Consider the following 26,347-nt stretch of genomic DNA (forward strand, 5'->3'; position numbering starts at 1 on the left):
GGGCCAACCACCAGGGCTCGGTGATCCTGGCCTCCAATTGCTTGCGCAGCACCGCCTTGTCGATGGCGACGAAGAAGTTGGCCAGGTCGCACTTGAGGTAGAAAAGTGGCTTTGACCAATTCTCGCTGGCGCTCCGTATCTTCGACTCAAGCCGGGTGGCGGCGTACAGCGTGCCGCGCCCTGGAATGCATGCGCAACTGTCCGCTATGAAGCTGGCGTAGAAGCGCGGTGCCACATGGTTGTACAGCAGGTGGTGGACGACGCGGTCCCGAAAGGCTGCCGCCCACACCTCGCGGGCTTTCGGTCGGGTAACCACGAAGCATATAGATCGGCCTGGCCGGTAGTTGCCGGTGACCAGGTCGTTGTGCAGCTGGATCAGGTTGCGCTCCAGGTCGATCTCGAAGGCCAGCGCGCTGTCGCTGTTGCGCTTGGTGCGTCGGCAGTCGTAATAGGCCTGAACCAGATCCTGAAACGGGTAGGGACCCAAAGTCGAATCTGCGGACGGGGCGGACACGGAGCTCGTTGTTCTTGTCGTTGTTGTTCTGATTGCCATCATCGAAGTTCATGTTGAATGCGTTGTTGGCTGAGCGCTGCGACCTATCGTGCTATCTGCGTCACCGAGCCGAAGGCAAAGCCGATCAGCAAGGAAACTGCGCGAGACCTGCGCGGACGCTTTAGACCGTCGGTATCTCTGATGCGCATGGCGGTGACCTATCAGGTCAGCGGCACGACCAGATTCAATTCGCACAGACCAGAAAGCCGTAACCTTCAGGTAGCGGGCGCGGTTGGGGTAGAGCGTTTCCAGGCGTTGGCCTGCTTGCCGACGGAGGCTGTTACCTCGATCGCCTTGGCATGCTGTTCGACACTGATAAATCGGCTGTCCTTGAATAGGCGCATCAGGAATTCGACCACTTGAACCCTCTCGACCAACAGGGTCAGGTGCGGGCGTTTGTCCTGGGTTGCGTTTGCACGGGCGATCAGCATCACGACCTCAATGCATTCGTCGATCACTCGCTTTCCCAGCGATTGCTTGAGGTCTCGCGGGATATTGCGAGTCAGGATGGTTGCCATGTGTAAGAGGCCCATGGCCGACCGGTAGATCGACAGATCGGTGTGCATTCCCATTGCGGTACAGCTCCATAAGCAAAGCAACCGGCCGCACGCGGCCGGATTAAATAAGCGAATTAATCGATAAATTCACTGCGGACGGGGCGGACACGGAGCTCGAAGTACTTGACGACGTAGCTCTGATTGCCATCACCGAAGTACATGTAGAATGCGTTGTTGGCTGAGCGCTGCGAGCTGCTCCAGTACCAGGTATCACGGAAGGCTTCAGCGCCACCTTCTTGGAAGGCGGTGTGTACGGTTTGCAGCGGGTCTTCGGCGTTATACATCTGGCCTACCGGTTCGCTGTGCGGGTTGTCACCATTGCGCGAGTTCTCCCAGTTCTCTTCGGTGGTCGGCTTGAAGTGGCGGTATTGCAGCTCCTGGACATCGCGCGCCGGGATAGCCCAGTCGGCATGTCCGCCGATAGTCAGCGCCAGCACGTTCGCTGCCAGCTCACTGCCTGCCGCCGCCATGGCCTGGGTGTTCGCCAGGCTTTCGGTAAAACTGTCGGCGCCTTCGATCTTCTCGCCGTACTCGCCCCACTTGCCGACCAGCTCATGCGCCGCGCCGGCGGTGATGTGCAGAGAGCGCTTGCCGGTCATCGGGTCGCGGATGATGCCGGTGACGAAGCCGCCGCCGTAGGCCTGGCCGATAGCCGGGGTGGTGACTGCTGGTGCTGCTTTCTCAACTGCGGACATGATGCTTCCTCTTTTCGAAGGCAACAAAAAAGGCGCTGTGCGCCTTGGTGTGCCGGATCAAGAACGAATGGATGAAGGATTAAATAAAGAATCTGCGGACGGGGCGGACACGGAGCTCGCTGTCCTTGGCGTAGAAGCCCTGATAGGGGCCAGGTTGCAGCGGCAGGCAGATGCAAGAAGCCCGGCACTGACCTGGTTTCACACGGTTAAATCCCAGGCAAAGAAAAGCCCGCGATGGGGAGTGCGGGCTTAAAGGGATGTTCATCAGGAGCTGGGTTAACCCTAGACGCTCGACTGTGAAAGGTATGTGAAAGGGCAGCAGTCGCTAAGGGCTCGCGTCAACCCTTCTTGCTTCATGACCTTTGGAGCATCGCTTCCACTTCCGCAACGGTTACACGCGCAATGACGCTGTCCGGGATCTTCGAAATATTGGATAAGTTGTAAACCATGAAGTCATCCCCCATGACCTTTTTGGACATCAACTCGAACGACGGCAGTATGCGGGTGTAATAGTGTTGGTCGAGCCCGCAGGGGGAGTTTGTGGAGTTTTTCGTTTCGTAAAACCTCCCCGACTTTTCGTCCAGGTCGACGCCCACCAGGAAAACCTTGGAGAACCCGACGTGGAATGCCAGCTGGATGGCCAGGTAGGCCACGGTTCGGGCGTCAAAAAAGCCCTGGCTCATGTCCTTGCTGAACCCGATGGACCGTTTCCGAAAGGCGATCAAGGAGTGATCAGTAACCAGCTCTTTTGATCTTCCGAGCGCCACATCGATCCACGACGGTTTTGGAGCCTTGGACAGCGGGTAGAGCTGCCCGGTTGGACGAGCATGGGAGGATTGCGCGTGGTCTTCCCATAGCGCGACCCTTTGGCTGACAGCCATGGCGTAATTGAATAAATCCGGCTGCTGTTTGGAAAAGCTTCTGTCCGTGCAAGCGTAAAAACTCGGCTTGATATCGGTGTTCATAAACATCGAAATGGCGCCATTCATGGTGATCATGGGCACGTGCGCAAACTTTTCGAGGGGGAATGATTTGGCTGACAGGCCGGAAGCGATAATAAAAACCGCGCCTGATTCGACATTCCGACAGGCAGCAAAATCGTGCAGGTGCAGCGGGCTTGCGCTTGAACGCCATGGCGCTGACACGGGTGCAAACAAAGCCAGCTTTTTGTCGGCAACAGGCTTGGCCTCGACGAAGGGCATCTGTTTCATCCGATCTATCCGCGTAGTGAAAGGAAAATCCACACATCAGCCGACCAAGGCTCGATAGCAGAGTTCCTTTATAAAAAACAATATATAAACGCGGCTTCGCCAGACGTCCGGTATTTGTGTAGGGCCTTTCCCAGAAGGGGGAAACGCATCAACACGCCGCAACCTTTAAAACGTCTGCCCCATGGAGAACTGAAACACCTGCTTGTCCGCGTTCTCCGGCGTGCGAATCGGGTATGCCAAATTCACACTCAGCGGCCCCAGCGGGCTGTACCACGTCACCCCAACCCCCACCGAACTGGCCATCTGGCCCAGGTCCACGCTGCCGCAGCCTTGGGTGGTACTGAGGTAGCACTTGTCCGAATACACCGTGCCCACGTCCCAGAACAACGAGGTTCGCACGGATTTGTTGTCTTTGATGAACGGCACAGGGAATAAGTACTCCGCGCCGCCTGTTATCAGGATATTGCCGCCCAGCGATTCGGTGTCCCGGTCCGAGTAGTACGCCTGCCCGGCACTGGCGTAGGCACCGGTTGCCGGGGTGTTGCGCGGGCCGAGGGTGCCGCTTTCAAAGCCGCGCACCGTGCCTTCGCCGCCGGCGGTGTAGGTTTCATAGAAGGGCAGCCCGTCCGTGGAGCCGTAGCCGCTGCCGTAGCCGAGCTTGGTGTGAAAGCGCAGTGATGTGTTGTTGCTGACAGGCAGGAACGTCTGCCCCGTGTAGTCGATTTTGTAGAAACTCAGGTCGCTGCCGGGCACCGTCACCATCAGGTTGAGGTTTTGCGAATGCCCGCGAGTCGCCAGCACGCCTTTGTTCAAGGTCGATTCCGACCAGCCAAGGTTGGCCTTGAAGTTGGTGAATTCCTTGCCTTCGCGCTCGATAAAGTCGTAGATCTCGTCGGCGCTGTAGGTGCCCGGTTCGATACTGTCGTGTTGCGCCGTCAGGCCAAAGCTCAAACGCGAGGTTTCATTGATCGGGTAACCGAGGGTGGCGCCCAGGCCAAAACTATTGATGGCGTAATAGGACACCCCGTCATCGTAGTACTTGTTGTAGTCGGTCTTGCTGTAGAACGCGTTGTAACCCAGGCTCACCCCGTCGGTGGTGAAGTAGGGATCGGTGAAACCGATGTTGTACTTGCTCTGGTAGGACGAGCGGGTCAGCCCCAGGCTGGCGTAGTTGCCGGTGCCGAGGAAGTTGTTCTGGGTGATCGAGCCGCCGAGGATCAGCCCCGAACTCTGGGCAAAGCCGACGCTGGCGGTAATCGAACCGGACGCTTGTTCTTCCACGGCGTAGTTCACATCCAGTTGGTCGTCGAGGCCGGCCACCGCAGGCGTCTCGACGTTCACCTCTTTGAAGAACCCCAGGCGCTCCAGGCGCACCTTGGACTGGTCGATCAGGTACGTCGACGCCCAGCCACCTTCCATCTGGCGCATTTCCCGCCGCAGCACCTTGTCGTCGGTCTTGGTATTGCCACGGAAGTTGATACGGTTGACGTAGGCCCGCTTACCTGGGTCGACGGAGAACGTGACATCAACCGTGTGGTCTTCATCGTGGGCCTGCGGCACGCCGTTGACGTTGGCGAACGTGTAGCCTTCGTTGCCCAGGCGACGGGTAATCAGCTCCGAGGTGGTGGTCATCAGTTTGCGTGAGAACACCTGGCCCTTCTGCACCAGCAGCAAGGACTGGACCTGGTCCTGCGGGACTTTCAGCTCACCACTGAGCTTCACCTCGCGTACCGTGTATTTCTGGCCTTCGTGGATGTTCACGGTGATGTAGACGTGCTTTTTGTCCGGGGTCATCGAGACCTGGGTCGAGGTGATATCCATGTTGATATAGCCACGGTCCAGGTAATAGGAGCGCAAGCGTTCAAGGTCGCCCGACAGCTTCTCCCGTGCGTATTTGTCGTCGTTCTTGAAAAACGACAGCCAGTTGCTGGTCTTGAGGGTGAACTGGTCGATCAGGGCGTCGTCGGCGAACACCGTGTTGCCCACCACGTTGATGTGCTGGATCGACGCCACTTCACCTTCGTCGATCTTGATTTTCAAGCCCACGCGGTTACGCGGCTGAGCCACCACCTGCGCGTCGACCGACGCCGAGTACCGGCCCTGGGCAACGTACTGGCGCTGCAACTCGTTGCGTATCCCTTCCAGGGTGGCGCGCTGGAAAATCTCGCCCTCGGCAAGGCCCGATTGCTTCATGCCTTTCATCAGGTCATCGGTGGCAATCGCCTTGTTGCCCTCGAATTCGATACTGGCAACCGAAGGACGCTCGACTACATTGATGATCAACACATCGCCTTCGCGGCTCAGTTGGATGTCCTGGAAGTAACCGGTCTTGAACAGCGCGCGGGTCGAGTCCACCAGGCGCCGGTCATCCGCTTCGTCGCCGACGTTCAGGGGTAATGCCCCGAACACGCTGCCCGCAGAGACCCGTTGCAGGCCGTTGATTCGAATATCCGAGATTTTGAAGCCTTGGGCGAGTGCCAGTGAGGTATTGAGCAGCAGCGCAACCGAGCAGAGCAGGCGCGAAAAATTCATCAAGATCTTTTCCAGAACACATCGACAAGCAGCGCCGGCACGCATGGACAACTCGCCGCGCGGCCGGACTGGTGAACATCCAGCATAAGAGCGAGGGGCGTTTGGTGCGGTTAACCGAATGTCAAGTTAGGTAAAGTTTGGTCTGGGATGCCAATGCCGGGTCGATAATGCGCAACCCCCCACTGACGAGCCCGAGATGATCCGCGTACTGTTGGTCGACGACGACCAGGAACTGACTGACATGCTGAGCCAATACCTCGCGCGCGAAGGCTTTGAGGCCACGGCCGTGCACACGGGGGAGGAGGGCGAGGAGGAGGCGCTGTCGGGGCGCTACAGCATTGTGGTGCTGGACGTCATGCTGCCCCAGCGCTCGGGCATCGAGGTACTCCGGCGCATCCGCGTCGTCAGCCAGGTACCCGTAGTGCTGCTCACCGCCCGTGGCGACAACATCGACCGCATCACCGGCCTGGAACTCGGCGCCGATGATTACGTGCCCAAGCCCAGCTCCCCCGGCGAACTGGTCGCGCGCCTGCGCGCCATCATGCGCAGGGTGCAGCCGGTGGGCCAGCCGACCACCGAAGTGATCACGACCGGCGCGCTGGTGTTGTGGCCCGGCAGGCGCCAGGCCCTGTGGAACGGCCTCGAGCTGGGCGTGACCAGCACCGAGTTCAGCCTGCTGGAAGAGCTGGCCCGCAGTGCCGGCCAGGTAGTGAGTAAAAAGGATCTGTCACTCAATGCCCTCGGTTGCCCGCTGACCCGCTACGACCGGCGCATCGACGTGCATATCAGCAGCATCCGGCAAAAACTCGGGCCGCGCCCGGACGCCAAGGCCTGGATCCAGAGCGTGCGCGGCCTCGGCTATTTGTTGATTGCCGAATGACCAAGCCCAGCCTGCTGTTCTGGAAACTGTTCCTGGCCTTCTGGTTGGCGACCACCTTGACCTTCCTGGTGGGCGTCGGCGTGCTTGAACTGGGCCGTTTCCAGCCGAATGACCCGCATGTGGAAGCCATGCTGGCGGCCGAAGACAAGCTGCTGCAAACGTTCGGTGTCGAGGCGGGCGGCCAGCTCCTGGCGGTGTGGGAGCGCCCGGCGGATGAGGCCATCGGCGTCTACAACAGTGCCGGTCAATTGCTGGTAGGTGGGCCCGTGACGCAGCCGGTCTATGAGCGAGCGGTCGTCAGCAAGGAAGGCCTGACGCTGTCGATCAGGTCGACCCACGCGCCCGGTAACCCGCCGGGCCGGCCCTGGCACCAGATTCCGCTGATCATCGGCACGTTGATGAGTGCGCTGTTCAGCGGCTACATGGCCTATTACCTGGCCTGGCCCCTGGCGTACCTGAAGCGCGCCATGAGCGACGCGGCCCAGGGACGCTTCGAAACCCGGGTCAAGCCGGCCATGGGCAAGCGTCGCGACGAGATCGTCGACCTGGCGGAAGACTGCGACCGCATGGCCAACCAGTTGAAGGTGCTGGTGGAGGCCCAGCAACAGCTGCTGCACGACATCTCCCATGAACTGCGCTCCCCGCTGACGCGCATGCAGGCGGCCATCGGCCTGTTGCGCCAGGACGCCGCCCGCCTGGAAATGCTCGAACGCATCGAGCGCGAATCCGAGCGCATGGACACCCTGATCGAGGCGTTGCTGACCCTGGCGCGCCTGCAAGGCCGTCCGGAAAGTATCGAGCGCGAGCCCGTGGATATTGTCGAATTGCTGGCGATGATCGTTGAAGATGCGCAGTTTGAGGCCGGCATCAAAGGCTGTCGCGTGCACCTGCAGGTGTGCCCGCCGTTTATCGCCTGCGTCAGCGGTGAGTTGTTGTACCGCTGCTTCGAGAACGTGATTCGCAATGCCGTGCGCTACACCCGGCCGGACACCACCGTGTGCGTGTCGGCGCAGGTCAACCACGATGCGAACCGCCTCACGGTACAGATCACCGACCAAGGGCCGGGCGTCGACGATGACCGGCTGCACAGCATTTTCCAGCCGTTCGAGCGTGGGGTGGGCGATGCCAGCGTGGGGTTTGGCCTGGGGCTGGCCATTGCTGCGAGGGCCGTCCAGATGCACGGCGGCCACATCCTCGCGCGCAACGAGCCAGGCGGTGGGCTGGCAGTGGAGATCACCCTGCACAGCGCGCGATCTTTACACGACATTACACTGGCTTGACCGCCCTGTACGTCGCGCCTGATTAGACTTGTCACCCTTGATTGAGTGGAGGTGGCGATGTTTCAGGTGCATAAAAAGGGCTTTGTGCCCGGCAGGAAAATGGTCGACGGCCTGGTCCCTTACGACTTTTTTTGCGAAGACAGCCCGGCGATCAATCTGTTTGTGTTTACCGGCGCCGCTACGCCGGGCGCCACCGTCGAAGAACAGACCCTATGGGGCTTCACGCGGTTGGAACGTTTCGAGGCGATGAGCCACGCGCTGGTGAGCAACCAGCGGCACGCCGGCTGGTTTCAAAGCGTCAATGTGCTCACCGGACCCAACCAGAACGGCACGCAAAGCGTGAAGTTCCAGCGCGTGCTGAAAATCATCAAGCACGCCAGTCCGGCCCGCAAGGCCGACTACGAGATCCTCACCGACGAAGGCGACACCTATTTCACCCGCCGGGCGGTCGGCGAAAACAGCGCGCAAACCGTCATCTATTCGGTCGAGCCATAACGCCAGCGGTGGGCTGGATTCGCCTCAAGCAAAAAGCATCTCGCCCACGGTCCGCTTGTTACTTCCGCCCACCAATGGGGCGTCTTCTGCGCCATTGGGTAGCAAATTCCCACGCGACTTTTCAACGCCAGCCCCAGCTTTTTCCCTTCTATCCGATCTGAATCAATCACTTGGCTCCTGTCCCAAGCCGTTGGCACGCATCCTGCTTTTTTGTATTCGTGGATAATTGGATACAAAAATTCAAAAGGTGCTGCCGATGCAATTCGCTCCCGCTTACGTTGACCGCCAGCCCCTCACCGCCGAGGAGGAGGCCTACAACTTTCTGCTCGATGCCATTTGCGGCGGCCGCTACCGCAAGGGTGACCGGCTGATCGCCGAAGACATCGCCAGCGAGATCGGCATGAGCCGCATGCCGGTGCGCGAGGCCTTTCGCCGCCTGGACGCCCAGGGCCTGGTGACCCTGCGGCCCAACCGTGGCGCAGTCGTCAGCGGTTTGGATATTGATGAACTGCACGAAGTGTTTGAGATGCGCAGCGCCCTTGAAGGCCTGGCGGTACGCGTTGCCGTCGGGCGGATCGGCGAGCGTCAACTGGCGGCCCTGGAGCGCATGCTCGATGAGATGGACGACTACCGTGACGAAGGCGCCGCGTGGGTCAGTCGGCACCGCGCGTTCCATGAATACCTGTGCAGCCTCAGCGGCCGCCCGCGCCTGATGAAGCAGATTTCGGCGCTGTACTCGCTGGTCGAGGCACCTATGCGCTTGTGGCTGCAGCACGGCGAAAAACCCCTCAGCGCCCGCCAGGAACACGCAGTGATCCTTGATGCGATCCGCGCCGGCGATGCCGCCCGCGCCGAAGCCGTGGTGCGCGAACACATCGAAGGCACCGTGCCGGCACTGATCCAGTTCCTGCAAACCGAACAATAAGAAACACCCGCTGTGTTTTGACTTTAGTCCTGCCCCGTTATTCAACGAACTGGAGTGTCTGGTCATGCATAAATGCCGCGCCTTGCTGGTGGCTGTCTCCTTCGGTCTCTGCGCACAAGGGGCCTTTGCTGCGCCTCAAGTGCCGGATCGTCTGCAAAAAGTCGACAAACTTGTCTATTGCTCGGGGATGGATTCCCCGCCCCTGGTGTCCTTCGACGAAGCCCAGAAACCCCGCGGGCTCACCGTTGACCTGGGCCTGGAAATCGCCAAGCGCCTGGGCGGCAAGCAAGTGCAATGGCGGGTGATTCCGTTCTCTGGGCTGGTGCCGGCGTTGCTCGCCCAGCAGTGCGACATGATCGTCGACCAGTTGTTCGACAAACCCGAGCGGCGCCAGGTGATCGACATCGTCAACTACATGTATTCCAGCCAGTCGGTGGTGGTGCCCAAGGGCAACCCCAAGGGCATCAAGGCGCTGGATGACCTGTCCGCGCACAAGGTCGCGGTGCTCAACGGCTCCACCATCAAGACCCTGCTCGATGCCCACAATGAAAGCCTGGCCAAGGCCGGCAAGCCCCCGATGAAACTGGTGGTCTACAACACCGACACCGATGCCTTCCAGGCCCTGCGTATCAGCCAGGTCGACGCCTACGGCACCACCGTGGAAACCGCCGGTTACTACGCAGCAATGGCCCCGGACCTGTTCCAGGAAGGCGTGCCGGCGTTCAGCCGCATCCTCACCGGCCTGGGCATACGCAAGGACGACCCGCAACTGACCGCCGCCGTGCAACAGGTGATCAGCGATATGCGCAGCGATGGCAGCTATGTGCAGTTGCTGGACAAATGGCATGTCAGCAGCGACACACTCGACTGAGGCGTACCTGCGATGAATTTCAATTGGGATGTGTTCTGGCAGTACCTGCTGCAGCCCAGCGGGGTCTACCTCACGGGGCTGTGGCTGACGTGCCTGATCAGTGTGCTGGCGATGCTGTTGGGCTGCGCGCTGGGGCTGGCGGCGGCGTTGTTGCGCTTGTCGAAGAACCCGCTGTTGCATCTGCCGGTGCGTTTTTACGTGTGGCTGATGCGCGGCACGCCGCTGCTGGTACAGATCGTGTTTCTGTACACGGCACTGGCGGCGGGCGGGATTTTCCGCTTCGAAGATATTGAACTGTTCGGCCTGATCGTCCCCGGCAATATCCAGGCGGCGATCATTGCCCTGGGCCTCAACGAAGGTGCCTATATGGCCGAGATCATCCGTGCCGGCATCGGCGCGGTGGACAAGGGCCAATATGAAGCCGGGCGCTCCCTGGGCATGGGCTTCGCCAAGTTGATGCGGCGCATCGTGCTGCCCCAGGCGTTCCGGGTGATCGTGCCGCCGCTGGGCAATGAGTTCAACGTGATGCTCAAGAACACCACCCTGGTCAGCGTGATCGGTGTGCAGGAGCTGCTGCTCAGCACCCAGATGATCACCTCGGCGACCTTCCGCGTGTTTGAGCTGTACCTAGTGGTCGCCCTGTATTTCCTGACGCTGACCACCCTCTGGGGCTTTTTCCAGCGCTGGCTCGAAGCCCGTTTCAGCCAGTCCGACCGGCCTTCCGCGCCACCACCGGCAGCCAGCCGCATGTTCGGGCGCAGCACCCTGAAACTGCTGAGGGGACGATAACCATGGCGCACCAAAGTGAAGAGCTGATCATTGAGGCACTGGATATTCAGAAGTCGTTCGGCGAGTTGCAGATCCTCAAGGGTATCTCGCTGCAAGTACGGCGCGGCGAAGTGGTGGTGCTGATCGGCGCCTCGGGCTCGGGCAAGACCACCTTTATCCGCTGCATCAACCTGCTGGAAGACATCCAGGGCGGGCGCATCCGCGTCAACGGCCGCGCCATGGGCTATCGCGAGCGCAGCGACGGCAGCCTGGTGCGCGATTCGGAGCGCAACATCGCCCGCCAGCGCCGCGACATTGGCATGGTGTTCCAGCGCTTCAACCTGTTCCCCCATATGACGGCGCTGGAAAACATCATTGAAGCGCCGATCCAGGTCCTCGGCACACCACGTGCCGAAGCGCTGGAACAGGCCCGTGGCCTGCTGGCGCGGGTCGGCCTGGCGGACAAGGCCAGCCATTACCCGTCGATGCTCTCCGGCGGCCAGCAGCAACGGGTCGCCATCGCCCGCGCCCTGGCGATGAAACCCCAGGCCATGCTGTTCGACGAACCCACCAGCGCCCTCGACCCGGAAACCGTCGGCGAAGTGCTGCAGGTGATGAAAGAGCTGGCCGAGGAGGGCATGACCATGGTGGTGGTCACCCATGAAATGGGCTTTGCCCGGGAAGTGGCAGACCGCGTGGTGGTACTCGATCAGGGCGAACTCATCGAACAAGGGCCGCCGGAACAGATCTTCAGCCACCCCAGCCATCCCCGTACCCGGGCGTTTCTCAGCCGTGTGTTATGACTTTTTTTGAAGAGCCTTTGCCATGTTGAAATTTTCTGCCCACGAGTACCCCTATCCGTCGCAGCGCCAGAGCGTATTTGCCCGTCGTGGCATGGTCGCTGCGTCCCAACCCCTGGCCGCCCAGGCTGGTATCGAGATCATGCAAAAGGGCGGCAACGCCATCGACGCGGCCATCGCCACGGCGGCCGCGCTCACGGTGGTGGAGCCCACCGGCTGCGGCCTGGGCGGCGATGCGTTTGCCCTGGTGTGGTGCAAGGGCCAGTTGCACGGCCTGAACGGCAATGGCCACGCGCCGGGCGCCTTGAGTGTCGAGGCGGTCAAGGCTGCCGGGCACGATCGGATGCCGCTGTACGGCTGGACCCCGGTGACCGTGCCCGGCTGCCCATCGGCCTGGGCGGAGCTGTCGCAACGCTTCGGCAAGCTGGCGTTTGACGAGCTGCTGCAACCGGCCATCCGCCTGGCCCGCGAGGGTTTCCCGCTGTCACCGGTGGTTGCCCACCAATGGCAGATCTCCTTGAACGAATTCAGCCCGCACCGCGATGAAGTGCTGCAAGCCTGGTTCGACACGTTCCTCATCGATGGGCGCGCACCCCAAGCGGGCGAGATCTTCCGCAACCCGGCCCAGGCGCGCACCCTGGAAGAACTGGCCGCCAGCCGTTGCGAAAGCCTGTATCGCGGTGCCCTGGCCGCACGCCTGGACGCCCACTCACGGGCCACCGGGGGTTACCTGCGCGCCAGTGATCTCAAGGACTACCGCGCACAGTGGGTGGACCCGATCCACATCAATTATCGCGGTGTCGACGTCTGGGAAATCCCGCCGAGCGGCCAGGGCCTGGTGGCGCTGATGGCGCTGAACATCCTCGAAGGCTTCACCTTCGATCACCGCGACAGCCAACAGACCTGGCACCGTCAGCTCGAGGCCATGAAGCTCGCCTACAGCGACGGCCTGCACTACATCACCGACCCGCTGCACATGCGCGTGGCAGTGGCCGACCTGCTCAGCGACGACTACAGCGCCCGCCGTCGCAGCCAGATCGGCGAGCAGGCACAGGCGCCCAAGCCCGGTGACCCGCACGCCAGCGGCACGGTGTACCTGGCCACGGCGGACGCCGAAGGCAATATGGTCTCGTTCATCCAGAGCAACTACCACGGCTTCGGCTCCGGCGTGGTACTGCCCGACAGCGGCATTGCGTTGCAGAACCGTGGGCAGGAATTCAGCCTCGACCCGGCCCACGCCAACTGCCTGGCAGCAGGCAAGAAGACCTTCCACACCATCATCCCCGGTTTCCTCACCAAGGACGGCCAGGCCCTTGGCCCGTTCGGCGTGATGGGCGGCTACATGCAGCCCCAGGGTCACGTACAGATGGTGATGAACCTGGTGGACTTCGGCCTCAACCCCCAGGCCGCACTGGATGCGCCGCGCTGGCAATGGCTGGGCGACATGAAGGTCGGCATCGAGCAGGGCGCCTCCCGCGACCTGGCCAATGCCCTGGCCCGGCGTGGTCACCAGGTGCAGATCGCCAGCGACCTCACCGACTACGGCCGTGGGCAGATCATCCTGCGCGACCCGGTCAGCGGCGTGCTGTGCGGCGGTACCGAACCGCGTGCGGATTCCCATATCGCGGTATGGTAGCCAAAGCAGGGCATGGCGCCGCCATTGCCCTGCCATTTTGAAAAAAGTTGGTCGAAGCCTGTCCCCTTTTTTCACCTCGCCTGTCATTCCAGGCAAGTGAACAAAATCGAGAGCTTCTTCCAATGCCCGCAGTCCAACCCTTGCGCTTGCGCCCGTTGCTCAAACTGAGCCTGATGCTGAGCCTCAGCGCCAGCCCCTTGTTCGTCCCCGTCAGCTATGCCGAAGACAGCGCCGCGCGCCGCAGCTACCAGGTGCCGGCCGGCAGCCTGAGTGCGGCGTTGACCCGTTTTGCCGGGCTGTCGGGGGTCAACCTGTCGGTGGACCCGGCGCTGGTCAGCGGGCGCAGCAGCAGCGGCTTATCCGGCGAATACGGTGTGGAAGAGGGCTTTGCCCGCTTGCTGCAAGGCTCCGGCCTGCAATTGCAGCCCATGGGCGAGCAAGCGTACATGCTGGTGCCGGTGCCGGAGGGCGGCAGCCTGGAGCTGGCGCCCACGTCGATTCTCGGTACCACCGGCCTGTACGACGGCGACACCTACGCCGGTGGCCAGGTGGCGCGACGTGGTTCGCAAGGCTTGTTGGGCACCCGTGACTTCATGGAAACCCCGTTCAGCATGACCACCTACACCCAGGACGCGGTGAAAAACCAGCAGGCGCGCACCCTCGGCGACCTCATCGCCAGCGACCCGTCGGTACGCGCCACCAACCCGGCCGGTGGGCGTTATGAGCAGTTCACTATTCGCGGTTTCAGCCTGTTCAACAGTGATGTGTCGTACAACGGCCTGTACGGCGTGCTGCCGACCTACACCATCGATATGGAAATGGCCGACCGCGTCGACATCTTCAAAGGCCCCACCCAGTTGATCAACGGCATCTCGCCGCGCGGCAGCGTGGGCGGCGGGATCAACGTGGTGCCCAAGCGCGCCACCGACAAGGACATCACCTCGTTCACCGGCACCTGGGCCTCCGACAGCCAGGCCGGTGGCGCCGTGGATGTGGGCCGGCGCTTTGGTGAGGACAACAAGTTCGGCCTGCGCTTCAACGGCGTTAAGCAATCCGGCGATACCGAATGGGACCACCAGAGCGTCGACCGTGAGATGGCCGTGCTGGGCCTGGATTTTCGTGGCGAGCGCCTGCGCCTTTCCACCGATATCGGCCGCACCGAGCGCGATACCGATGCGCCGCAGGAGCGTGTGCAAGTCGCGGCTGCCGCGCCGGTGCCCAGCGCCAACGATGTGCGCCGCAACTATGCGCAGTCCTGGAGCAAGGCCCGCACCAAGGACACCTTCGGTACGCTGAATGCCGAATATGACCTCAGCGATTCGGTGATGCTCTACGGCGGTGTCGGCGCGCGTAAAAGTAACCATGAGTTCCTGCGCCATGCTGTTTCGGTGACCAATGCGGCCGGTGATTTCACCGTGCAGCCTCGGGACTTCACCCGCGATGAAAACGTCCGCACCGCCACGGCCGGCGTGCGTAACTGGTTCCACACCGGGCCGGTGAGCCATGAGGTCAACCTGGCCGCCAGCTACTTCTATATGGACTTCACCAACGGCGGTGCGCGTTATGCGAACGCATCGAGCAATCTCTACAACCCCGTGCAAACCCCGACGCCGTCGGTGGCCACGCGCCAGGATGCGAAGGTTTATACCGAGAACACGTTCAGTGGCGTGGCCTTGTCCGACACCCTGGGTTTCTTCGATGACCGCCTGTTGCTCACCCTCGGTGCGCGCTGGCAGCGCGTGATCGTGGACGATTGGAGCGACGGCATCAAAGGCAAGACCAACTACGACGAAGAAAAGATCTCGCCTTCGGGTGGCCTGCTGTTCAAAGCCACCGACAAACTGTCGCTGTACGCCAACTACATGGAAGGGTTGAGCCAGGGCAAGATCGCACCGTCCACGTCGCGCAACGAAGACCAGATCTTCCCGCCGTTTATCAGCCGCCAGGTGGAAGTCGGCGCCAAGTACGACGCTGGCGCCTTCGCCGTGACCGCCGCGGTGTTCCGCATCAAGCAACCGGCCTACGAGACCAACGCCACGTCGCGGCTGTTCGGTCCCAATGGCAAGCGCCAGAACACCGGTGCGGAGCTGAGCGTGTTCGGCGAACCCCTCAAGGGCGTGCGCCTGCTCGGCGGCGTGATGTACATCGACAGCAAATTGAAGGACACCACCAATGGCACCTGGGACGGCAACCGCGCGCCGGCCACGCCCAAATACAACGTCAACCTCGGTGCCGAGTGGGACGTACCGACCCTCGAAGGCCTGACCCTGACCAGCCGGGGCATCCACTCCAGTTCCCAATACCTGGACCAGTCCAACGTCAAGGAAATCGACGCCTGGAACCGTATCGACGTCGGCGCCCGCTACGCCTTCAAGGTCGATGACAAGCACATCACCCTGCGGGCGAATGTGGAGAATGTCGCCGACAAGCGCTACTGGAGTTCGGCCGGCGCGTCGGATGACAGCGAGCCGGGGCTGACCCTGTCGACCCCGCGTACCTATCTGCTGTCTGCCACGGTCGACTTTTAGACGCGGATTAAAAATGTGGGAGGGGGCTTGCCCTAATGCCAGTCAGTTAAGCGTACATCGCCTCCTGTAGGAGCGAGCTTGCTCGCGAAAAACGTCAACGATAACGCGTGCTTCCTGAATGAACGCGGCGCCTGTGAGTTTTTCGCGAGCAAGCTCGCTCCTACAAAAAGCCTTAACTGACTGGCATTAGGGCTTGCCCCCTCCCACAAATGAGAATGTTTTTTGATCACGTCGCCCCGATATGGAATAGTACCCGCCGTTTTCCCCAGCCCGTCCAGTTGGGGTGTTTTAACGCCGAGGTACCTCCATGCGATTGCTGCGCTCCATCCCCACCCTTGCCGCCTGCCTGCTGGCGTTCTCTTCCAGCCTGCTGAGCGCTGCCCCCATCGACCTCAATGACGGCCAGCACGCGGTGCATCTGCCCGATGCGCCCAAGCGTGTGGTGGTGCTGGAGTTCTCTTTTCTCGACAGCCTCGCCGCCGTGGACGTCACCCCCGTCGGCGCCGCCGATGATGGCGACGCCAAGCGCGTGCTGCCGCGTGTGCGCCAGGCCATCGGCCAGTGGAAATCCGTGGGCCTGCGCTCGCAACCGAGCATCGAGGAAATCGCGCGGCTCAAGCCGGACCTGATCGTGGCCGACCTCAACCGCCACCAGGCGCTGTACAGCGACTTGGCGAGTATTGCGCCAACCCTGTTGCTGCCGTCGCGTGGTGAGGATTATGAGGGCAGCCTCAAGTCCGCTGAGCTGATCGGCAAGGCCTTGGGCAAAAGCCCGCAGATGGAAGCCCGCATCGCACAAAACCGCGAAAACCTGAAGAAAATCGCCCAGCAGATCCCCGCCGGTGCCAGCGTGTTGTTCGGTGTCGCCCGTGAAGACAGCTTCTCCGTGCACGGCCCGGACTCCTACGCCGGCAGCGTGCTGCAAGCCATCGGCCTGAAAGTGCCGTCGGTGCGCGCCAACGCCGCGCCGACCGAATTCGTTAGCCTCGAACAACTGCTCGCCCTCGATCCGGGTTGGCTGCTGGTCGGCCATTACCGCCGCCCGAGCATCGTCGACAGCTGGAGCAAGCAGCCGCTGTGGCAAGTGTTGGGCGCGGTGCGCAACCAGCAGGTGGCCGAAGTGGACGGTGACAGCTGGGCGCGCAACCGTGGTGTGTTGGCCTCGGAGCAGATCGCCGAGGACGCCCTGGCGATCCTCAAGGGCGGCAAAGCCGTACTGAGCCAATAAGCATGGGCCGTGGTTTGGCCGCAGCCGGCATCGTGGTGCTGGGTGCCGTGTTGTTCTGGCTGTCGTTGTACAGCTGGTCGCCGTTCACTCTCACGGCGGCCGACGCCTGGAATGGCCTGGTGCATCAGGGCCGCGTGGGCGGCAATATGGCCTATATCGTCGCCCAGTTGCGCGTGCCGCGTGCGGTGTGCGCGGCATTGGTGGGCGCCTGCCTGGGCCTGGCCGGGGCGCTGATGCAGGGCATCACCCGCAACCGTCTGGCATCGCCGTCGCTGTTCGGCGTGACGGCAGGTGCGGCGTTGGGGCTCGCGTTGTTTTCCACCGGGTTGGTCGCACCGCCGTTTGCCGGCGCTGCCTTGCTGATGACCTGCCTGGGCGGCGCACTGGCCTGGATCACAGTGTTCAGCCTCGGTGGCGCCTGGTCGCCGGCCACGGCCCAAGGTCGCCTGGTGTTGGCCGGGGTGGCCGTCGCCGCGTTGTGTGCTGCCTTGACCCGGCTCACGGTGATCCTGGTCGAGGCCCAGGCGCAAAGCGTGCTCAATTGGCTGGCCGGTTCCCTGGCCAACGTCGGTGCGGCCCAGGTGCAATTGCTCTGGCCGTGCACCTTGATCGGCGGCCTGTGGGCGCTGTGGTGTGCGCCGCGCTTGAACCTGATCAACCTTGGCGAAGACGCCGCGCGCTCGTTGGGCGTGGGCATTGCCAGCCTGCGTTTGCAGGTGTTCGTCGCCAGCCTGTTGCTGGTGGGGGCGAGTGTCTGCGCGGTCGGGCCCATCGGCTTTGTCGGGTTGATCGCGCCGAATATCCTTCGCCAGTTTCTCGGTAATGACTACCGCTGGCTGATCCCACTCAGTGCCGCCTTGGGCGCAGTGATCGTGCTGGGTGCCGACCTGCTCAGCCGCGCCGTGGCGTTCCCGGTGGAAACCCCGGCCGGGGTGGTCACGGCACTGATTGGTGCACCATTCTTCCTCTTTCTCGCCAGGCGTGCCCTATGACCCAGCCACGATTGCGCCTTTGGCTGCTGCTCGTTTTGTTGCTGCTGGCGACCTTCGTCAGCCTCAGCGCCGGCACCCTGTGGCTCACGCCCGAAACCGTGCTGGAGCGCCTGCTGGCCCATGACGCCCTCGACTTTGAAGTCTGGAACCACCGCCTGCCACGCAGCCTGATCGCGATCCTCGCCGGCTGCGCATTCGGCCTGGCCGGGGCGATTGTGCAGGGCGTGATTCGCAACCCGCTGGCCTCGCCGGAAATCCTCGGTGTCACCCAAGGTGCGGGGCTCGCGCTGACGGTGGCAATCATCAGTTGGCCGCATTTGCCGATTGCCTGGCTGCCCCTGGTGGCGTGCCTGGGCGGCGCCGGTGGCGCCTTGTTGCTGGCGCTGTACAACACCGGCGTGAGTTTTTCCGGCGTGCGTTTTGCGCTGTCCGGGGTGGCGATTGCGGTGACCTTGTCCAGCGTCACCGAGTTTCTGATCCTGTCCCACCCGCTGGACATCAACACCGCCTTGCTCGCGCTCACCGGCAGCCTGTGGAGCCGCAACTGGCACCATGTAGCGCTGGTGCTGCCGTTCCTGGTGTTGATCCCGCTGGGGCTGTGCCTGGCCAAACCGCTGAACCTGATCGCCCTCGGCGATGAGGCGGCCCACAGCCTGGGCACCGCACTGAACCGCACACGCTGGCTGGCGATGGCCTGCGCGGTGCTGCTCACCAGCCTGGGCGTGGGCGTGATCGGGCCGATCGGCTTTATCGGCCTGGTCGCACCGCATATGGCACGGCGCCTGGTCGGTGGGCATCACCAGTACCTGCTGCCGGCGGCGATGCTGATCGGCGCGCTGTTACTGGTGCTGGCCGACACCCTCGGGCGCACGCTGATCGCGCCCAGCGAAATCCCCGCCGGGGTGCTTACGGCGGTGATTGGCGCACCGTATTTTCTTTGGTTGCTGGCACGGTTCAAGGGCTGATGACATGAGTATTCTTCAAGCACGCGCGCTGGATATCGGCTACGGCGCCACACCCATCGTGCAGGGGCTGTCGTTTACGCCGCCGACGGGAAAAGTCACCGCGTTAATCGGCCCCAATGGCTGCGGCAAGTCCACCTTGCTCAAGGCGTTTGCGCGCATCCTCAAGCCCACGCAAGGTGAGCTGAGCCTGGATGGCCAGGCCTACGCCAGCCTGTCCGCCCGCCAACTGGCCCGGCACATTGCATTCCTGCCCCAAGTGCTGCCGGTGCCCGAAGGCGTCAGCGTGCGCCAGTTGGTCGCCTACGGCCGCAGCCCGCACAACTCGTTGTGGGGACGCCTGAGCGGCAATGACCGGGCCCATGTGACCCAAGCCATGCAACGCCTGGAGCTCGACAACCTGGCCGACCGCGCCCTGGCGGACCTGTCCGGCGGCCAGCGTCAACGCGCCTGGCTGGCCATGGTCCTGGCACAGAATGCCCCCGTAGTGCTGCTCGACGAACCCACCACCTACCTCGACATCAGCCACCAAGTCGAACTGCTCGACCTGATGGGCGAACTCGCCGCCGAAGGCAAGACCGTGATCACCGTGCTCCACGACATCAACCAGGCCTGCCGCTACGCCGACCACCTGGCGGTGATGCACGCCGGCAAGCTGGTGGCCGATGGCGCGCCGGCACAGGTGATCAGTGCCGAATTGATGCGCCAGGTGTTTGAGGTGCAGGTGCAGATCATGAGCGAACCGGTGGCCGGCACCCCCATGTGCCTGATCGAAAAAAGCACCCGAGCCCAAGCCTGACTCGGTCAAAAAATGTGGGAGGGGGCTTGCTCCCGATAGCAGTGGGTCAGTCACCTCATGCATTGACTGACCCACCGCCATCGGGAGCAAGCCCCCTCCCACATTAGGATCTCAGTCGGCTTTGGAACTCCACACGGCCTTCTTCACTTCGATGGCCTTGGGCAACAACCTATTCTGGAAAAACAGATCCGCCGTCGCCTGCTGCGCCTCAATAATCTTGTCATCAATCGGCAAAATCGGCGAAGGCGGGCGGTTGTCCATGTAGCGTGCAACCACGTCGGCGGGCAGGCCCATGAAGTCGGTCAGTACGTTCAGGCTGTCTTCGCGCTGGCTGCGGGTGAGGGCTTCGGCGGCGGTGAGTTCGTCGAGCAGGTCATGGATAAACGCCCCGTTGTCCCGCGCATACTCGCGCCGCGCGCTGTACACCGGTCCAGACAGGCCCAAGCCTTCGCCATTGGCCAGCACATGGCTGGGGCTCTGGCTCAAGGCGAGTGACGAGTAGGGTTCCCAGATCGCCCAGGCATCGACGCTGCCTTGTTCGAACGCCGCTCGCGCATCGGCCGGCGGGAGGTACACCGGTTGGATGTCCTTGTAGCTCAGGCCGGCGTTGTTCAGCGCGCGCAGGATCAGGTTGTGGGAGCTGGAACCCTTCTGGAACGCCACTTTCTTGCCCTTGAGGTCCGCCACCGAATGCAGCGGGCTATCGTTGCGCACCAGGATCGTCTCGGCGCTCGGCTTGGGCGGTTCGGCGCCGATGTAGACCAGGTCGGCCCCGGCGGCTTGGGCGAACAGCGGCGGGATGTCGCCGGTGGAACCCACATCCAGTGCCCCCACGTTCAGCGCTTCAAGCATCTGCGGGCCGGCGGGGAACTCGATCCACTTCACCTCCGTCTTCGGGAAACGCTTTTCCAGCAGGTCATGTTGCTTGGCGAGTACCAGGGCGATGGAACCCTTTTGGTAGCCGATACGCAGGGTGGCGGGGTCGGCGGCCAGTGCGGTTTGCGTCACGGCCAGCAGGGCCAGGATCAGTGCGGGGATTTTCATGCTCTAGCCTCTGTAAAACGATGGGCCGGGCGCGCCAGGCCGAGGTTTTCGCGCAAGGTGGAACCGCTGTATTCAGTGCGAAACAGGCCGCGCCGCTGCAGCTCGGGCACCACCCATTGCGCGACGTCTTCCAACCCACCCGGCAAGTGCGGCACCAGGATATTGAAGCCATCGGCCGCGCCGTTTTCGAACCAGTTCTGCAGCTCATCGGCAATCTGCGCAGGCGTGCCGATCAGGCTGTAATGCCCGCGGCCACCGGCAATTCGCCGACCCAATTGCGCGAGGGTCAGTTGCTCACGGTTGGCCAAGTCGCTCAGCAGTTGCTGACGACTGCGTTGTCCGCTGTCGGTCAACGGCAGCGCCGGCAACGGCCCGTCCAGCGGGTAGCCGGACAGGTCGAAATTGCCCAGCATGCGCCCCAGCAACGCGACGCCCACCTCAGGTTCGACGAGATCCTGGAATGCCTCGAATTTGGCCTGGGCCTCGGCCTCGGTCGCCCCGACCACCACAAACACACCGGGCATGATTTTCAGCGAGTCCGGCCCGCGCCCGTACCGGCTCAAGCGGCCCTTGAGGTCGGCATAAAACGCCTGGGCATTGGCCAGCGAGGTCTGTGCGGTAAACACCACCTCGGCGGTCTGCGCGGCCAGCTCACGGCCGGCTTCGGACGAGCCGGCCTGCACGATCACCGGCTGGCCCTGGGGCGAGCGCGCCACATTCAGCGGGCCCTTGACCCGGAAGTGTTCGCCCACATGGTCCAGCACATGCAGCTTCGCCGGGTCGTAATAGTTGCCGCGGGCCTTGTCGCGCACAAAGGCATCGTCTTCCCAGCTGTCCCACAGCCCGGTCACCACTTGATGAAACTCCTTGGCGCGGCTGTAGCGTTCGCCATGGCCGAGGTGTTCGTCGCGGCCAAAATTCTGCGCTTCGGCGGCGTTGTCCGAGGTCACCAGGTTCCAGCCCGCGCGGCCGCCGGACAGGTGATCCAGCGAGGCGAACTTGCGCGCCACATGGTAGGGCTCGTTGTAGCTGGTGGTCGCCGTGGCGATCAGGCCGATGTTATCGGTCACCGCACTCAGCGCCGAGAGCAGGGTGAGCGGCTCGAAATGGTCCGAGCGCGCCATATGGCTGGCGATCGTGCCGGTGGCGGCGGCGATGCTGTCGGCCACGAACAGCGCATCGAACTTCGCCGCTTCGGCCACCCGCGCCAGGTGTTTGTACTGGGCGAAATCCAGCCCGGCATCCGCCGGCACGTCCGGGTGGCGCCAGGCGGCGACATGGTGCCCGGTGGCCATGAGAAAGGCGCCGAGTTTCAGTTGACGGCTCATGCTAGAAATCCTTGCGCAGTTGCACGCCGAAGTAACGCTCATCGTCACGGGGTACGGCGCGGTAGATGTAGTTGCCGCCGCTGGCCAGCAGCGGTGAATAGGACTTGTCGGCGAGGTTCTTGGCCAGCAACGCCACGCGCCAGCCATTGCTGTAGTCGGCCAGGGCCACGCTGGCGTTCCAGATGCCGTAGGCGCCTTGCTTGGTGTCGACGTTCTGACTGATGTCGTACTGCACTTCGCTCTGCCAGCTGTAGTCGGTGCCCAGTTCGATGTCCAGGCCGTTATCCAGCGGGATCGTGTAGTCGGCGCGCACGTAGCTTTTCCAGTCCGGGCTGAAGGGCAGTGGCTTGCCGTTCACGTTGCACGTCGCTGCTGCGCCCGCCGGGCAGGCGAACTCATCGATGCGCGCACGGGTGTAGGCCAGGGCGCCGGAGAGCTTGAGTTGCTGGGTGGCCTGCAGGGCGTAATCCAGCTCGACGCCTTCGGTGCTGACGCTGCCGGCGTTGATCAGGCGAGTCACGACCTGGCCGGCGACGGTGTCGAAAAAGTTCGCCTGGTAGTTGTCGTAATCGCTGTGGAATACCGCCAGGTTGGTGGTCAGGCGGTTGTTCCAGGCGGTGGCCTTGATCCCGGCTTCCCAGGTGTTGGAGGTTTCCGGCTTGAGCGCATCGGTGTCGCGCGGTTGCATATTGAAGAACACGTTGTAGGCCGGGCCCTTGTAGCCGCGCGAGTAGGTCAGGTAGCTGGTGACGCTGTCGCTGAGGTCGTACTGCACCCCGAGGCGACCGGACCAGCCGTCTTCGTCCACCGAGCCGGAGCTGGAGGTGGCCGGTTGAATCCCGCTGACCGTGGTGGCCGAGGTGGAGACGCGGCGGTGATCGTATTTCAGGTCATCGTGGGTGTAGCGCAGGCCGGCGATGCCACGAAAGCGCGAGGTGAAGTTCAGCGTGGTCTCGCCGAACACCGCGTAGCTGTCGCTGGTGGTGCTGTAGTCGGCGATGCCACGGTCGGTGCGCGTGGTGGTCGTGAGCGTGCGCTGATAGGTTTCCTCGTCCTTGCCGTGCATGTAGAACAGGCCGCCGACGTATTCCAGGAACTCACCCTTGGGCGAGGCCAGGCGCAGTTCCTGGGAGTATTGGTCGAAGGCCAGCTCGCCCTTGTCGGCGGTGCCGGGGAAGGCGGCGGTCACTGTGCCGAGGCGGTCGCCGTCCTGGTACTGGGTGTTGTCCCAGCCGCGCCAGGCGGTGATCGAGGTCAGGGTGTAGTCGCCGAGGTTCCAGTCCAACTGAGCGGACAAGCCTTTGTTGGTGTCTTCGACATGGCTGCGCGTATCGGTGTTGATGTCGCGGTTGTCGCTGGAGGCGCGCACCGGGCTCAAGGCATTGCTGAAGGCCGGGCTCAGGGACTTGCTGACCACGCCATTCGGCGCGTCGTCGTGGGACTGCATGTAGTCGGCGATCAGGGTCAGTTTCACCTCATCGTTGGGGGTGAATTCCAGCTTGCCGCGGATGCCCTTGTGGTTGTAGCCGTTGACCTCCTGGCCGTTGTGCGGGTTATCGACGTTACCGTCGTAGCTGCCGAACAGCGTGCTGATCGAGCCTTTGAGCACATCCGGCACCAGGCTGCCGCCGATGCCGAAACGGGTGCGGCTTTCGTTGCCGCTGTAGTACGCCTGGTCGATATAGCCGTGGGGCTCGGCGGTGGGCGCCTTGCTGGTGATGTTGAGCACGCCGGCCGAGGCGTTCTTGCCGAACAAGGTGCCTTGCGGGCCGCGCAGCACTTCGATGCGCTCCAGGTCCAGCAGGTCGAGGGTGGCCTGGCCGGGGCGCGCGTAGACCACGCCGTCGATCACCGTGGCCACCGTCGGCTCCACGCCAGGAGAGGTGGAAATAGTGCCCACGCCGCGCACGAACAGCGAGGTGTCCTTGTTCGAGGCGCCGGTGCGGAAGTTCAGCGACGGCACTTGCTGGGCGATGCTGGCCACGCCGTTGCGGTTGTCGCGCTCCAGTTGTTCGCCGTCCAGCACCGAGACCGCCACCGGGACTTTTTGCAGGGATTCTTCACGCCGGGTGGCGGTGACCGTCACCGCTTTGAGCGTGGGTTCCTGCTCGTCGGCAGCAAAGGCGCCGGGCACGGGGAGGGCGGTCAGACCGGCGAGAAGGAATAAGTGCGTGTGCCTGTGCATGGTGTGTTCGCTCGAAAAAATGCCCTGAACCGCTGCGGTTCTTACGACCGTCAGCGCCTGTGGAAACTGCCTTGGGCATTCGCTTGAGCGAGTAGCAGACAGTGCGCTTTGTTAGCGCTAACATCGGCATTATTGGTAGCTCGGGTTTAGAGCGTCAAAGACTTAAAAATTATCCCTATATTCTTTTTGGTTGTTAGCAGGATGATCCCGTGAACGAAGACAAACCGCGCAAGCGCCGTGGCGCCGGGCGCGTCACCTTGAACACCGTGGCCCGGCAGGCCGGGGTGTCGGCGATCACCGTGTCGCGCTATTTCAACCAGCCGGAGCAGGTCTCGCCCGAGCGTCGCGAGCGCATTGCCGAGGTGGTGGCCGAGCTGGGTTATGTGCCCAACCTGGTGGCCGGCGGGCTGGCGTCGGCGCGGGGGCGGATCGTGGCGATGGTGATCCCGAACATCTCGGGGCCGATCTTTGCCAACACGATCCAGGGCTTCAGCGACACCCTCAGTCGCCATGGGTATCAGCTGTTGCTGGCGTCCAGTTACTTCAGCGCCGAGCAGGAAGAAAGCGCGGTGCGCGCGTTCCTCGGCTGGTCGCCGGCAGCGCTGGTGCTGACCAGCCGCTTCCACAGCGCGGGCACCGACAAGATGATCGCCGACGCCGATATTCCGGTGGTGGAAACCTGGGACTACGTGCCCGAACGCGCACCGGTGCAGATCGGTTTTTCCCACTACGCAGTCGGCGTCACGGCCGCGCGCTACCTGTATGGCAAGGGCTATCGGCGAATCGCCTTCGTGCAGAACAGCGCCACGGGCGACTTCAGCGCGCTGGAACGGGGTGATGGGTTTGCCGCAACCCTGATCGAACTGGGTGTACAGCCCCGGGTCTTCGTCCCGGACGCCGACAGCGCGCCCTTCGAAGCCGGCAAGCAGGCGATGCAAGCCCTGATGAACCACGCCACCCCACCTGACGCGATCTTCTTCGCCAATGACAACCTCGCCGCCGGTGGTTTGCTGGCGGGGCAGCGTTCCGGGTTAAAGTGCGCGGTGCTTGGATTCGGTGACTACCCGTTTGCCGAAATGTTGTTGCCCAGCCTGAGTACGATCAAACCGCCGGCCTTGGAGATCGGCGTACTGGCGGCAACCCGCGTGCTGGAAAGCCTCGGCGTGTTGCCGGATGCCGTACAGCGTTTGAACCTGTTGGATTGCCGCTTGATCGAACGGGAAAGCGCCTGAGCTTTTTTACCGCCCACTAGGACCTGCCCATGACCGAACCCGCCCCCAAGACCCGCCGCGCCCCCAAAGGTGAAAAACGCCGCGAAGAGCTGCTGGACGCGGCCCTGCAGGTGTTCTCCCTGGAAGGCTACAGCGGCGCCTCGATGGCCCAGGTGGCGGCGATCGTGGGTATTTCGGTGGCCGGGCTGCTGCATCATTTTCCCAGCAAGATCTCGCTGTTGATGGGGGTGTTGCAGCGTCGCGATGAGGTCAATCAACGGATTGCCGATGAGGTACGTGCGGAGAAAACCCTCAATGGCTTACTCGGCAGCCTGCGCGCGATCAACCGTTCGAACGCCACGGCACCGGGCGTGGTGCGCGCGTTTACCATCTTGAATGCCGAAAGCCTGCTGGACACCCATCCGGCCTGGGCCTGGTTCCAGGCGCGCTATGCGGCGATTCACCAGCGCATGCAGGGGCAGTTTGCCGACCTGGTCGCGGCGGGGGAGGTGCGCAGCGATGTGGACATCGCCGGGCTGGTGGAAGAAATCCTGGCCATGATGGATGGCCTGCAGATCCAGTGGCTGCGCTTTCCGGAGCAGGTGGACCTGGTGGCGCGGTTTGACAGCTACATCGCGCGGGTCGAGGCAGCCATCAGAACCTGAGTTGAACACAGTCAACATGTGGGAGGGGGCTTGCCCCCGATGGCGGTCTCTGGGCCGGCCATGTGCTGGGGTTGGAATGAGTACATATCCGTTGCTGCGGTAACGGCTACTTAGGGTTCCGCTCTTACAGCGGGTCACTTTTGGAAGAGCGCCAAAAGTAACCAAAAACGCTTCGCCCCACCACTCGGCACCTCGCCCAGGC

The 26,347-nt window shown here is 62.8% G+C and carries 22 protein-coding genes and 1 pseudogene; 15 read left to right on the plus strand and 8 right to left on the minus strand.

Translation table 11 applies throughout. The features are described 5' to 3' along the window. The 5 genes and pseudogenes from BFP99_RS33710 to bamA all read right to left on the minus strand — a co-directional run. Window positions 1-556, minus strand: a pseudogene (locus BFP99_RS33710) (reverse transcriptase); the annotation flags it as partial. 212 nt (window positions 557-768) lie between these two features. Further along, complete coding sequence (locus BFP99_RS20520; RefSeq protein WP_065927269.1) at window positions 769-1,125, minus strand: four helix bundle protein; 357 nt, start codon at window positions 1,123-1,125, stop codon at window positions 769-771. 59 nt (window positions 1,126-1,184) lie between these two features. Then, on the minus strand, window positions 1,185-1,805 hold the full coding sequence (locus BFP99_RS20525; protein ID WP_065948021.1) for a DUF1566 domain-containing protein: 621 nt from the start codon (window positions 1,803-1,805) through the stop codon (window positions 1,185-1,187). A gap of 353 nt (window positions 1,806-2,158) precedes the next feature. After that, on the minus strand, window positions 2,159-3,016 hold the full coding sequence (locus BFP99_RS20535) for a lipopolysaccharide biosynthesis protein (RefSeq protein ID WP_256098192.1): 858 nt from the start codon (window positions 3,014-3,016) through the stop codon (window positions 2,159-2,161). Between the two features lie 165 nt (window positions 3,017-3,181). Next, window positions 3,182-5,548, minus strand: coding sequence for an outer membrane protein assembly factor BamA (gene bamA / locus BFP99_RS20540; protein WP_065927272.1), 2,367 nt, complete (start codon window positions 5,546-5,548; stop codon window positions 3,182-3,184). A gap of 196 nt (window positions 5,549-5,744) precedes the next feature. Between bamA and BFP99_RS20545 the strand changes: the two genes are divergently transcribed. The 13 genes from BFP99_RS20545 to fecE all read left to right on the plus strand — a co-directional run bounded on the left by BFP99_RS20545 (window position 5,745) and on the right by fecE (window position 19,712). Then, the gene (locus BFP99_RS20545; RefSeq protein WP_065927273.1) at window positions 5,745-6,428 is read left to right on the plus strand and encodes a response regulator transcription factor; all 684 of its coding nucleotides are present in this window, start codon (window positions 5,745-5,747) and stop codon (window positions 6,426-6,428) included. Further along, complete coding sequence (locus tag BFP99_RS20550) at window positions 6,425-7,708, plus strand: HAMP domain-containing sensor histidine kinase (protein ID WP_065948022.1); 1,284 nt, start codon at window positions 6,425-6,427, stop codon at window positions 7,706-7,708. The genes BFP99_RS20545 and BFP99_RS20550 overlap by 4 nt, the downstream gene beginning before the upstream one ends. Window positions 7,709-7,765: 57 nt before the next feature. Beyond that, a complete protein-coding gene (locus BFP99_RS20555; protein ID WP_065927275.1) occupies window positions 7,766-8,203 on the plus strand; it encodes a hypothetical protein in 438 nt (145 codons plus the stop codon). Between the two features lie 256 nt (window positions 8,204-8,459). Beyond that, the gene (locus BFP99_RS20560) at window positions 8,460-9,128 is read left to right on the plus strand and encodes a GntR family transcriptional regulator (protein ID WP_065927276.1); all 669 of its coding nucleotides are present in this window, start codon (window positions 8,460-8,462) and stop codon (window positions 9,126-9,128) included. Between the two features lie 64 nt (window positions 9,129-9,192). Beyond that, the gene (locus BFP99_RS20565; RefSeq protein WP_065948023.1) at window positions 9,193-9,999 is read left to right on the plus strand and encodes an ABC transporter substrate-binding protein; all 807 of its coding nucleotides are present in this window, start codon (window positions 9,193-9,195) and stop codon (window positions 9,997-9,999) included. Between the two features lie 12 nt (window positions 10,000-10,011). Next, a complete protein-coding gene (locus BFP99_RS20570) occupies window positions 10,012-10,788 on the plus strand; it encodes an amino acid ABC transporter permease (RefSeq protein ID WP_027607402.1) in 777 nt (258 codons plus the stop codon). 2 nt (window positions 10,789-10,790) lie between these two features. Next, complete coding sequence (locus BFP99_RS20575) at window positions 10,791-11,570, plus strand: amino acid ABC transporter ATP-binding protein (RefSeq protein ID WP_053129053.1); 780 nt, start codon at window positions 10,791-10,793, stop codon at window positions 11,568-11,570. 22 nt (window positions 11,571-11,592) lie between these two features. Beyond that, window positions 11,593-13,203, plus strand: a complete 1,611-nt coding sequence (locus BFP99_RS20580) for a gamma-glutamyltransferase family protein (RefSeq protein ID WP_065948024.1) — start codon at window positions 11,593-11,595, stop codon at window positions 13,201-13,203. A 122-nt stretch (window positions 13,204-13,325) separates the two neighbouring features. Continuing rightward, on the plus strand, window positions 13,326-15,731 hold the full coding sequence (locus tag BFP99_RS20585; protein ID WP_065948025.1) for a TonB-dependent receptor: 2,406 nt from the start codon (window positions 13,326-13,328) through the stop codon (window positions 15,729-15,731). Between the two features lie 307 nt (window positions 15,732-16,038). After that, on the plus strand, window positions 16,039-16,959 hold the full coding sequence (locus tag BFP99_RS20590) for a Fe(3+) dicitrate ABC transporter substrate-binding protein (RefSeq protein ID WP_065948026.1): 921 nt from the start codon (window positions 16,039-16,041) through the stop codon (window positions 16,957-16,959). A 2-nt stretch (window positions 16,960-16,961) separates the two neighbouring features. After that, window positions 16,962-17,951 carry an iron-dicitrate ABC transporter permease FecC gene (gene fecC / locus BFP99_RS20595; RefSeq protein WP_065948027.1) on the plus strand — a complete coding sequence of 330 codons (990 nt, stop codon included), beginning with the start codon at window positions 16,962-16,964 and terminating at the stop codon, window positions 17,949-17,951. After that, window positions 17,948-18,916 (plus strand): iron chelate uptake ABC transporter family permease subunit, encoded by a 969-nt coding sequence (locus tag BFP99_RS20600; protein ID WP_065948028.1) that lies wholly within the window; start codon window positions 17,948-17,950, stop codon window positions 18,914-18,916. Before fecC ends, BFP99_RS20600 begins: the two co-directional genes overlap by 4 nt. A gap of 4 nt (window positions 18,917-18,920) precedes the next feature. Continuing rightward, on the plus strand, window positions 18,921-19,712 hold the full coding sequence (fecE, locus tag BFP99_RS20605; RefSeq protein ID WP_065948029.1) for a Fe(3+) dicitrate ABC transporter ATP-binding protein FecE: 792 nt from the start codon (window positions 18,921-18,923) through the stop codon (window positions 19,710-19,712). 111 nt (window positions 19,713-19,823) lie between these two features. Here fecE and BFP99_RS20610 read toward each other — a convergent pair whose 3' ends face one another. Genes BFP99_RS20610 through BFP99_RS20620 form a run of 3 tightly spaced genes read right to left on the minus strand, consistent with a single transcriptional unit; the run spans window position 19,824 to window position 24,269 of the window. Beyond that, window positions 19,824-20,756, minus strand: a complete 933-nt coding sequence (locus BFP99_RS20610; RefSeq protein ID WP_065948030.1) for a sulfonate ABC transporter substrate-binding protein — start codon at window positions 20,754-20,756, stop codon at window positions 19,824-19,826. Then, a complete protein-coding gene (locus tag BFP99_RS20615) occupies window positions 20,753-22,093 on the minus strand; it encodes an LLM class flavin-dependent oxidoreductase (protein WP_065948068.1) in 1,341 nt (446 codons plus the stop codon). Before BFP99_RS20615 ends, BFP99_RS20610 begins: the two co-directional genes overlap by 4 nt. Continuing rightward, a complete protein-coding gene (locus BFP99_RS20620) occupies window positions 22,086-24,269 on the minus strand; it encodes a TonB-dependent receptor (RefSeq protein WP_065948031.1) in 2,184 nt (727 codons plus the stop codon). The genes BFP99_RS20615 and BFP99_RS20620 overlap by 8 nt, the downstream gene beginning before the upstream one ends. Window positions 24,270-24,478: 209 nt before the next feature. Between BFP99_RS20620 and BFP99_RS20625 the strand changes: the two genes are divergently transcribed. Continuing rightward, window positions 24,479-25,501, plus strand: a complete 1,023-nt coding sequence (locus BFP99_RS20625) for a LacI family DNA-binding transcriptional regulator (RefSeq protein ID WP_065948032.1) — start codon at window positions 24,479-24,481, stop codon at window positions 25,499-25,501. A 29-nt stretch (window positions 25,502-25,530) separates the two neighbouring features. After that, window positions 25,531-26,145 carry a TetR/AcrR family transcriptional regulator gene (locus BFP99_RS20630; RefSeq protein WP_065940319.1) on the plus strand — a complete coding sequence of 205 codons (615 nt, stop codon included), beginning with the start codon at window positions 25,531-25,533 and terminating at the stop codon, window positions 26,143-26,145. Window positions 26,146-26,347: the final 202 nt, after the last annotated feature.

This window comes from Pseudomonas sp. 1 R 17, assembly GCF_900067035.1.
GTDB classification, from domain to species: domain Bacteria; phylum Pseudomonadota; class Gammaproteobacteria; order Pseudomonadales; family Pseudomonadaceae; genus Aquipseudomonas; species Aquipseudomonas marginalis.

Excerpts from the sequence above, each read along its gene's own strand:
- BFP99_RS20520 (WP_065927269.1), bottom strand. The coding sequence starts at position 1,125 with ATGGGAATGCACACCGATCTGTCGATCTACCGGTCGGCCATGGGCCTC.
- BFP99_RS20525 (WP_065948021.1), bottom strand. The coding sequence starts at position 1,805 with ATGTCCGCAGTTGAGAAAGCAGCACCAGCAGTCACCACCCCGGCTATC.
- BFP99_RS20535 (WP_256098192.1), bottom strand. The coding sequence starts at position 3,016 with ATGAAACAGATGCCCTTCGTCGAGGCCAAGCCTGTTGCCGACAAAAAG.
- bamA (WP_065927272.1), bottom strand. The coding sequence starts at position 5,548 with ATGAATTTTTCGCGCCTGCTCTGCTCGGTTGCGCTGCTGCTCAATACC.
- BFP99_RS20545 (WP_065927273.1), top strand. The coding sequence starts at position 5,745 with ATGATCCGCGTACTGTTGGTCGACGACGACCAGGAACTGACTGACATG.
- BFP99_RS20550 (WP_065948022.1), top strand. The coding sequence starts at position 6,425 with ATGACCAAGCCCAGCCTGCTGTTCTGGAAACTGTTCCTGGCCTTCTGG.
- BFP99_RS20555 (WP_065927275.1), top strand. The coding sequence starts at position 7,766 with ATGTTTCAGGTGCATAAAAAGGGCTTTGTGCCCGGCAGGAAAATGGTC.
- BFP99_RS20560 (WP_065927276.1), top strand. The coding sequence starts at position 8,460 with ATGCAATTCGCTCCCGCTTACGTTGACCGCCAGCCCCTCACCGCCGAG.
- BFP99_RS20565 (WP_065948023.1), top strand. The coding sequence starts at position 9,193 with ATGCATAAATGCCGCGCCTTGCTGGTGGCTGTCTCCTTCGGTCTCTGC.
- BFP99_RS20570 (WP_027607402.1), top strand. The coding sequence starts at position 10,012 with ATGAATTTCAATTGGGATGTGTTCTGGCAGTACCTGCTGCAGCCCAGC.
- BFP99_RS20575 (WP_053129053.1), top strand. The coding sequence starts at position 10,791 with ATGGCGCACCAAAGTGAAGAGCTGATCATTGAGGCACTGGATATTCAG.
- BFP99_RS20580 (WP_065948024.1), top strand. The coding sequence starts at position 11,593 with ATGTTGAAATTTTCTGCCCACGAGTACCCCTATCCGTCGCAGCGCCAG.
- BFP99_RS20585 (WP_065948025.1), top strand. The coding sequence starts at position 13,326 with ATGCCCGCAGTCCAACCCTTGCGCTTGCGCCCGTTGCTCAAACTGAGC.
- BFP99_RS20590 (WP_065948026.1), top strand. The coding sequence starts at position 16,039 with ATGCGATTGCTGCGCTCCATCCCCACCCTTGCCGCCTGCCTGCTGGCG.
- fecC (WP_065948027.1), top strand. The coding sequence starts at position 16,962 with ATGGGCCGTGGTTTGGCCGCAGCCGGCATCGTGGTGCTGGGTGCCGTG.
- BFP99_RS20600 (WP_065948028.1), top strand. The coding sequence starts at position 17,948 with ATGACCCAGCCACGATTGCGCCTTTGGCTGCTGCTCGTTTTGTTGCTG.
- fecE (WP_065948029.1), top strand. The coding sequence starts at position 18,921 with ATGAGTATTCTTCAAGCACGCGCGCTGGATATCGGCTACGGCGCCACA.
- BFP99_RS20610 (WP_065948030.1), bottom strand. The coding sequence starts at position 20,756 with ATGAAAATCCCCGCACTGATCCTGGCCCTGCTGGCCGTGACGCAAACC.
- BFP99_RS20620 (WP_065948031.1), bottom strand. The coding sequence starts at position 24,269 with ATGCACAGGCACACGCACTTATTCCTTCTCGCCGGTCTGACCGCCCTC.
- BFP99_RS20630 (WP_065940319.1), top strand. The coding sequence starts at position 25,531 with ATGACCGAACCCGCCCCCAAGACCCGCCGCGCCCCCAAAGGTGAAAAA.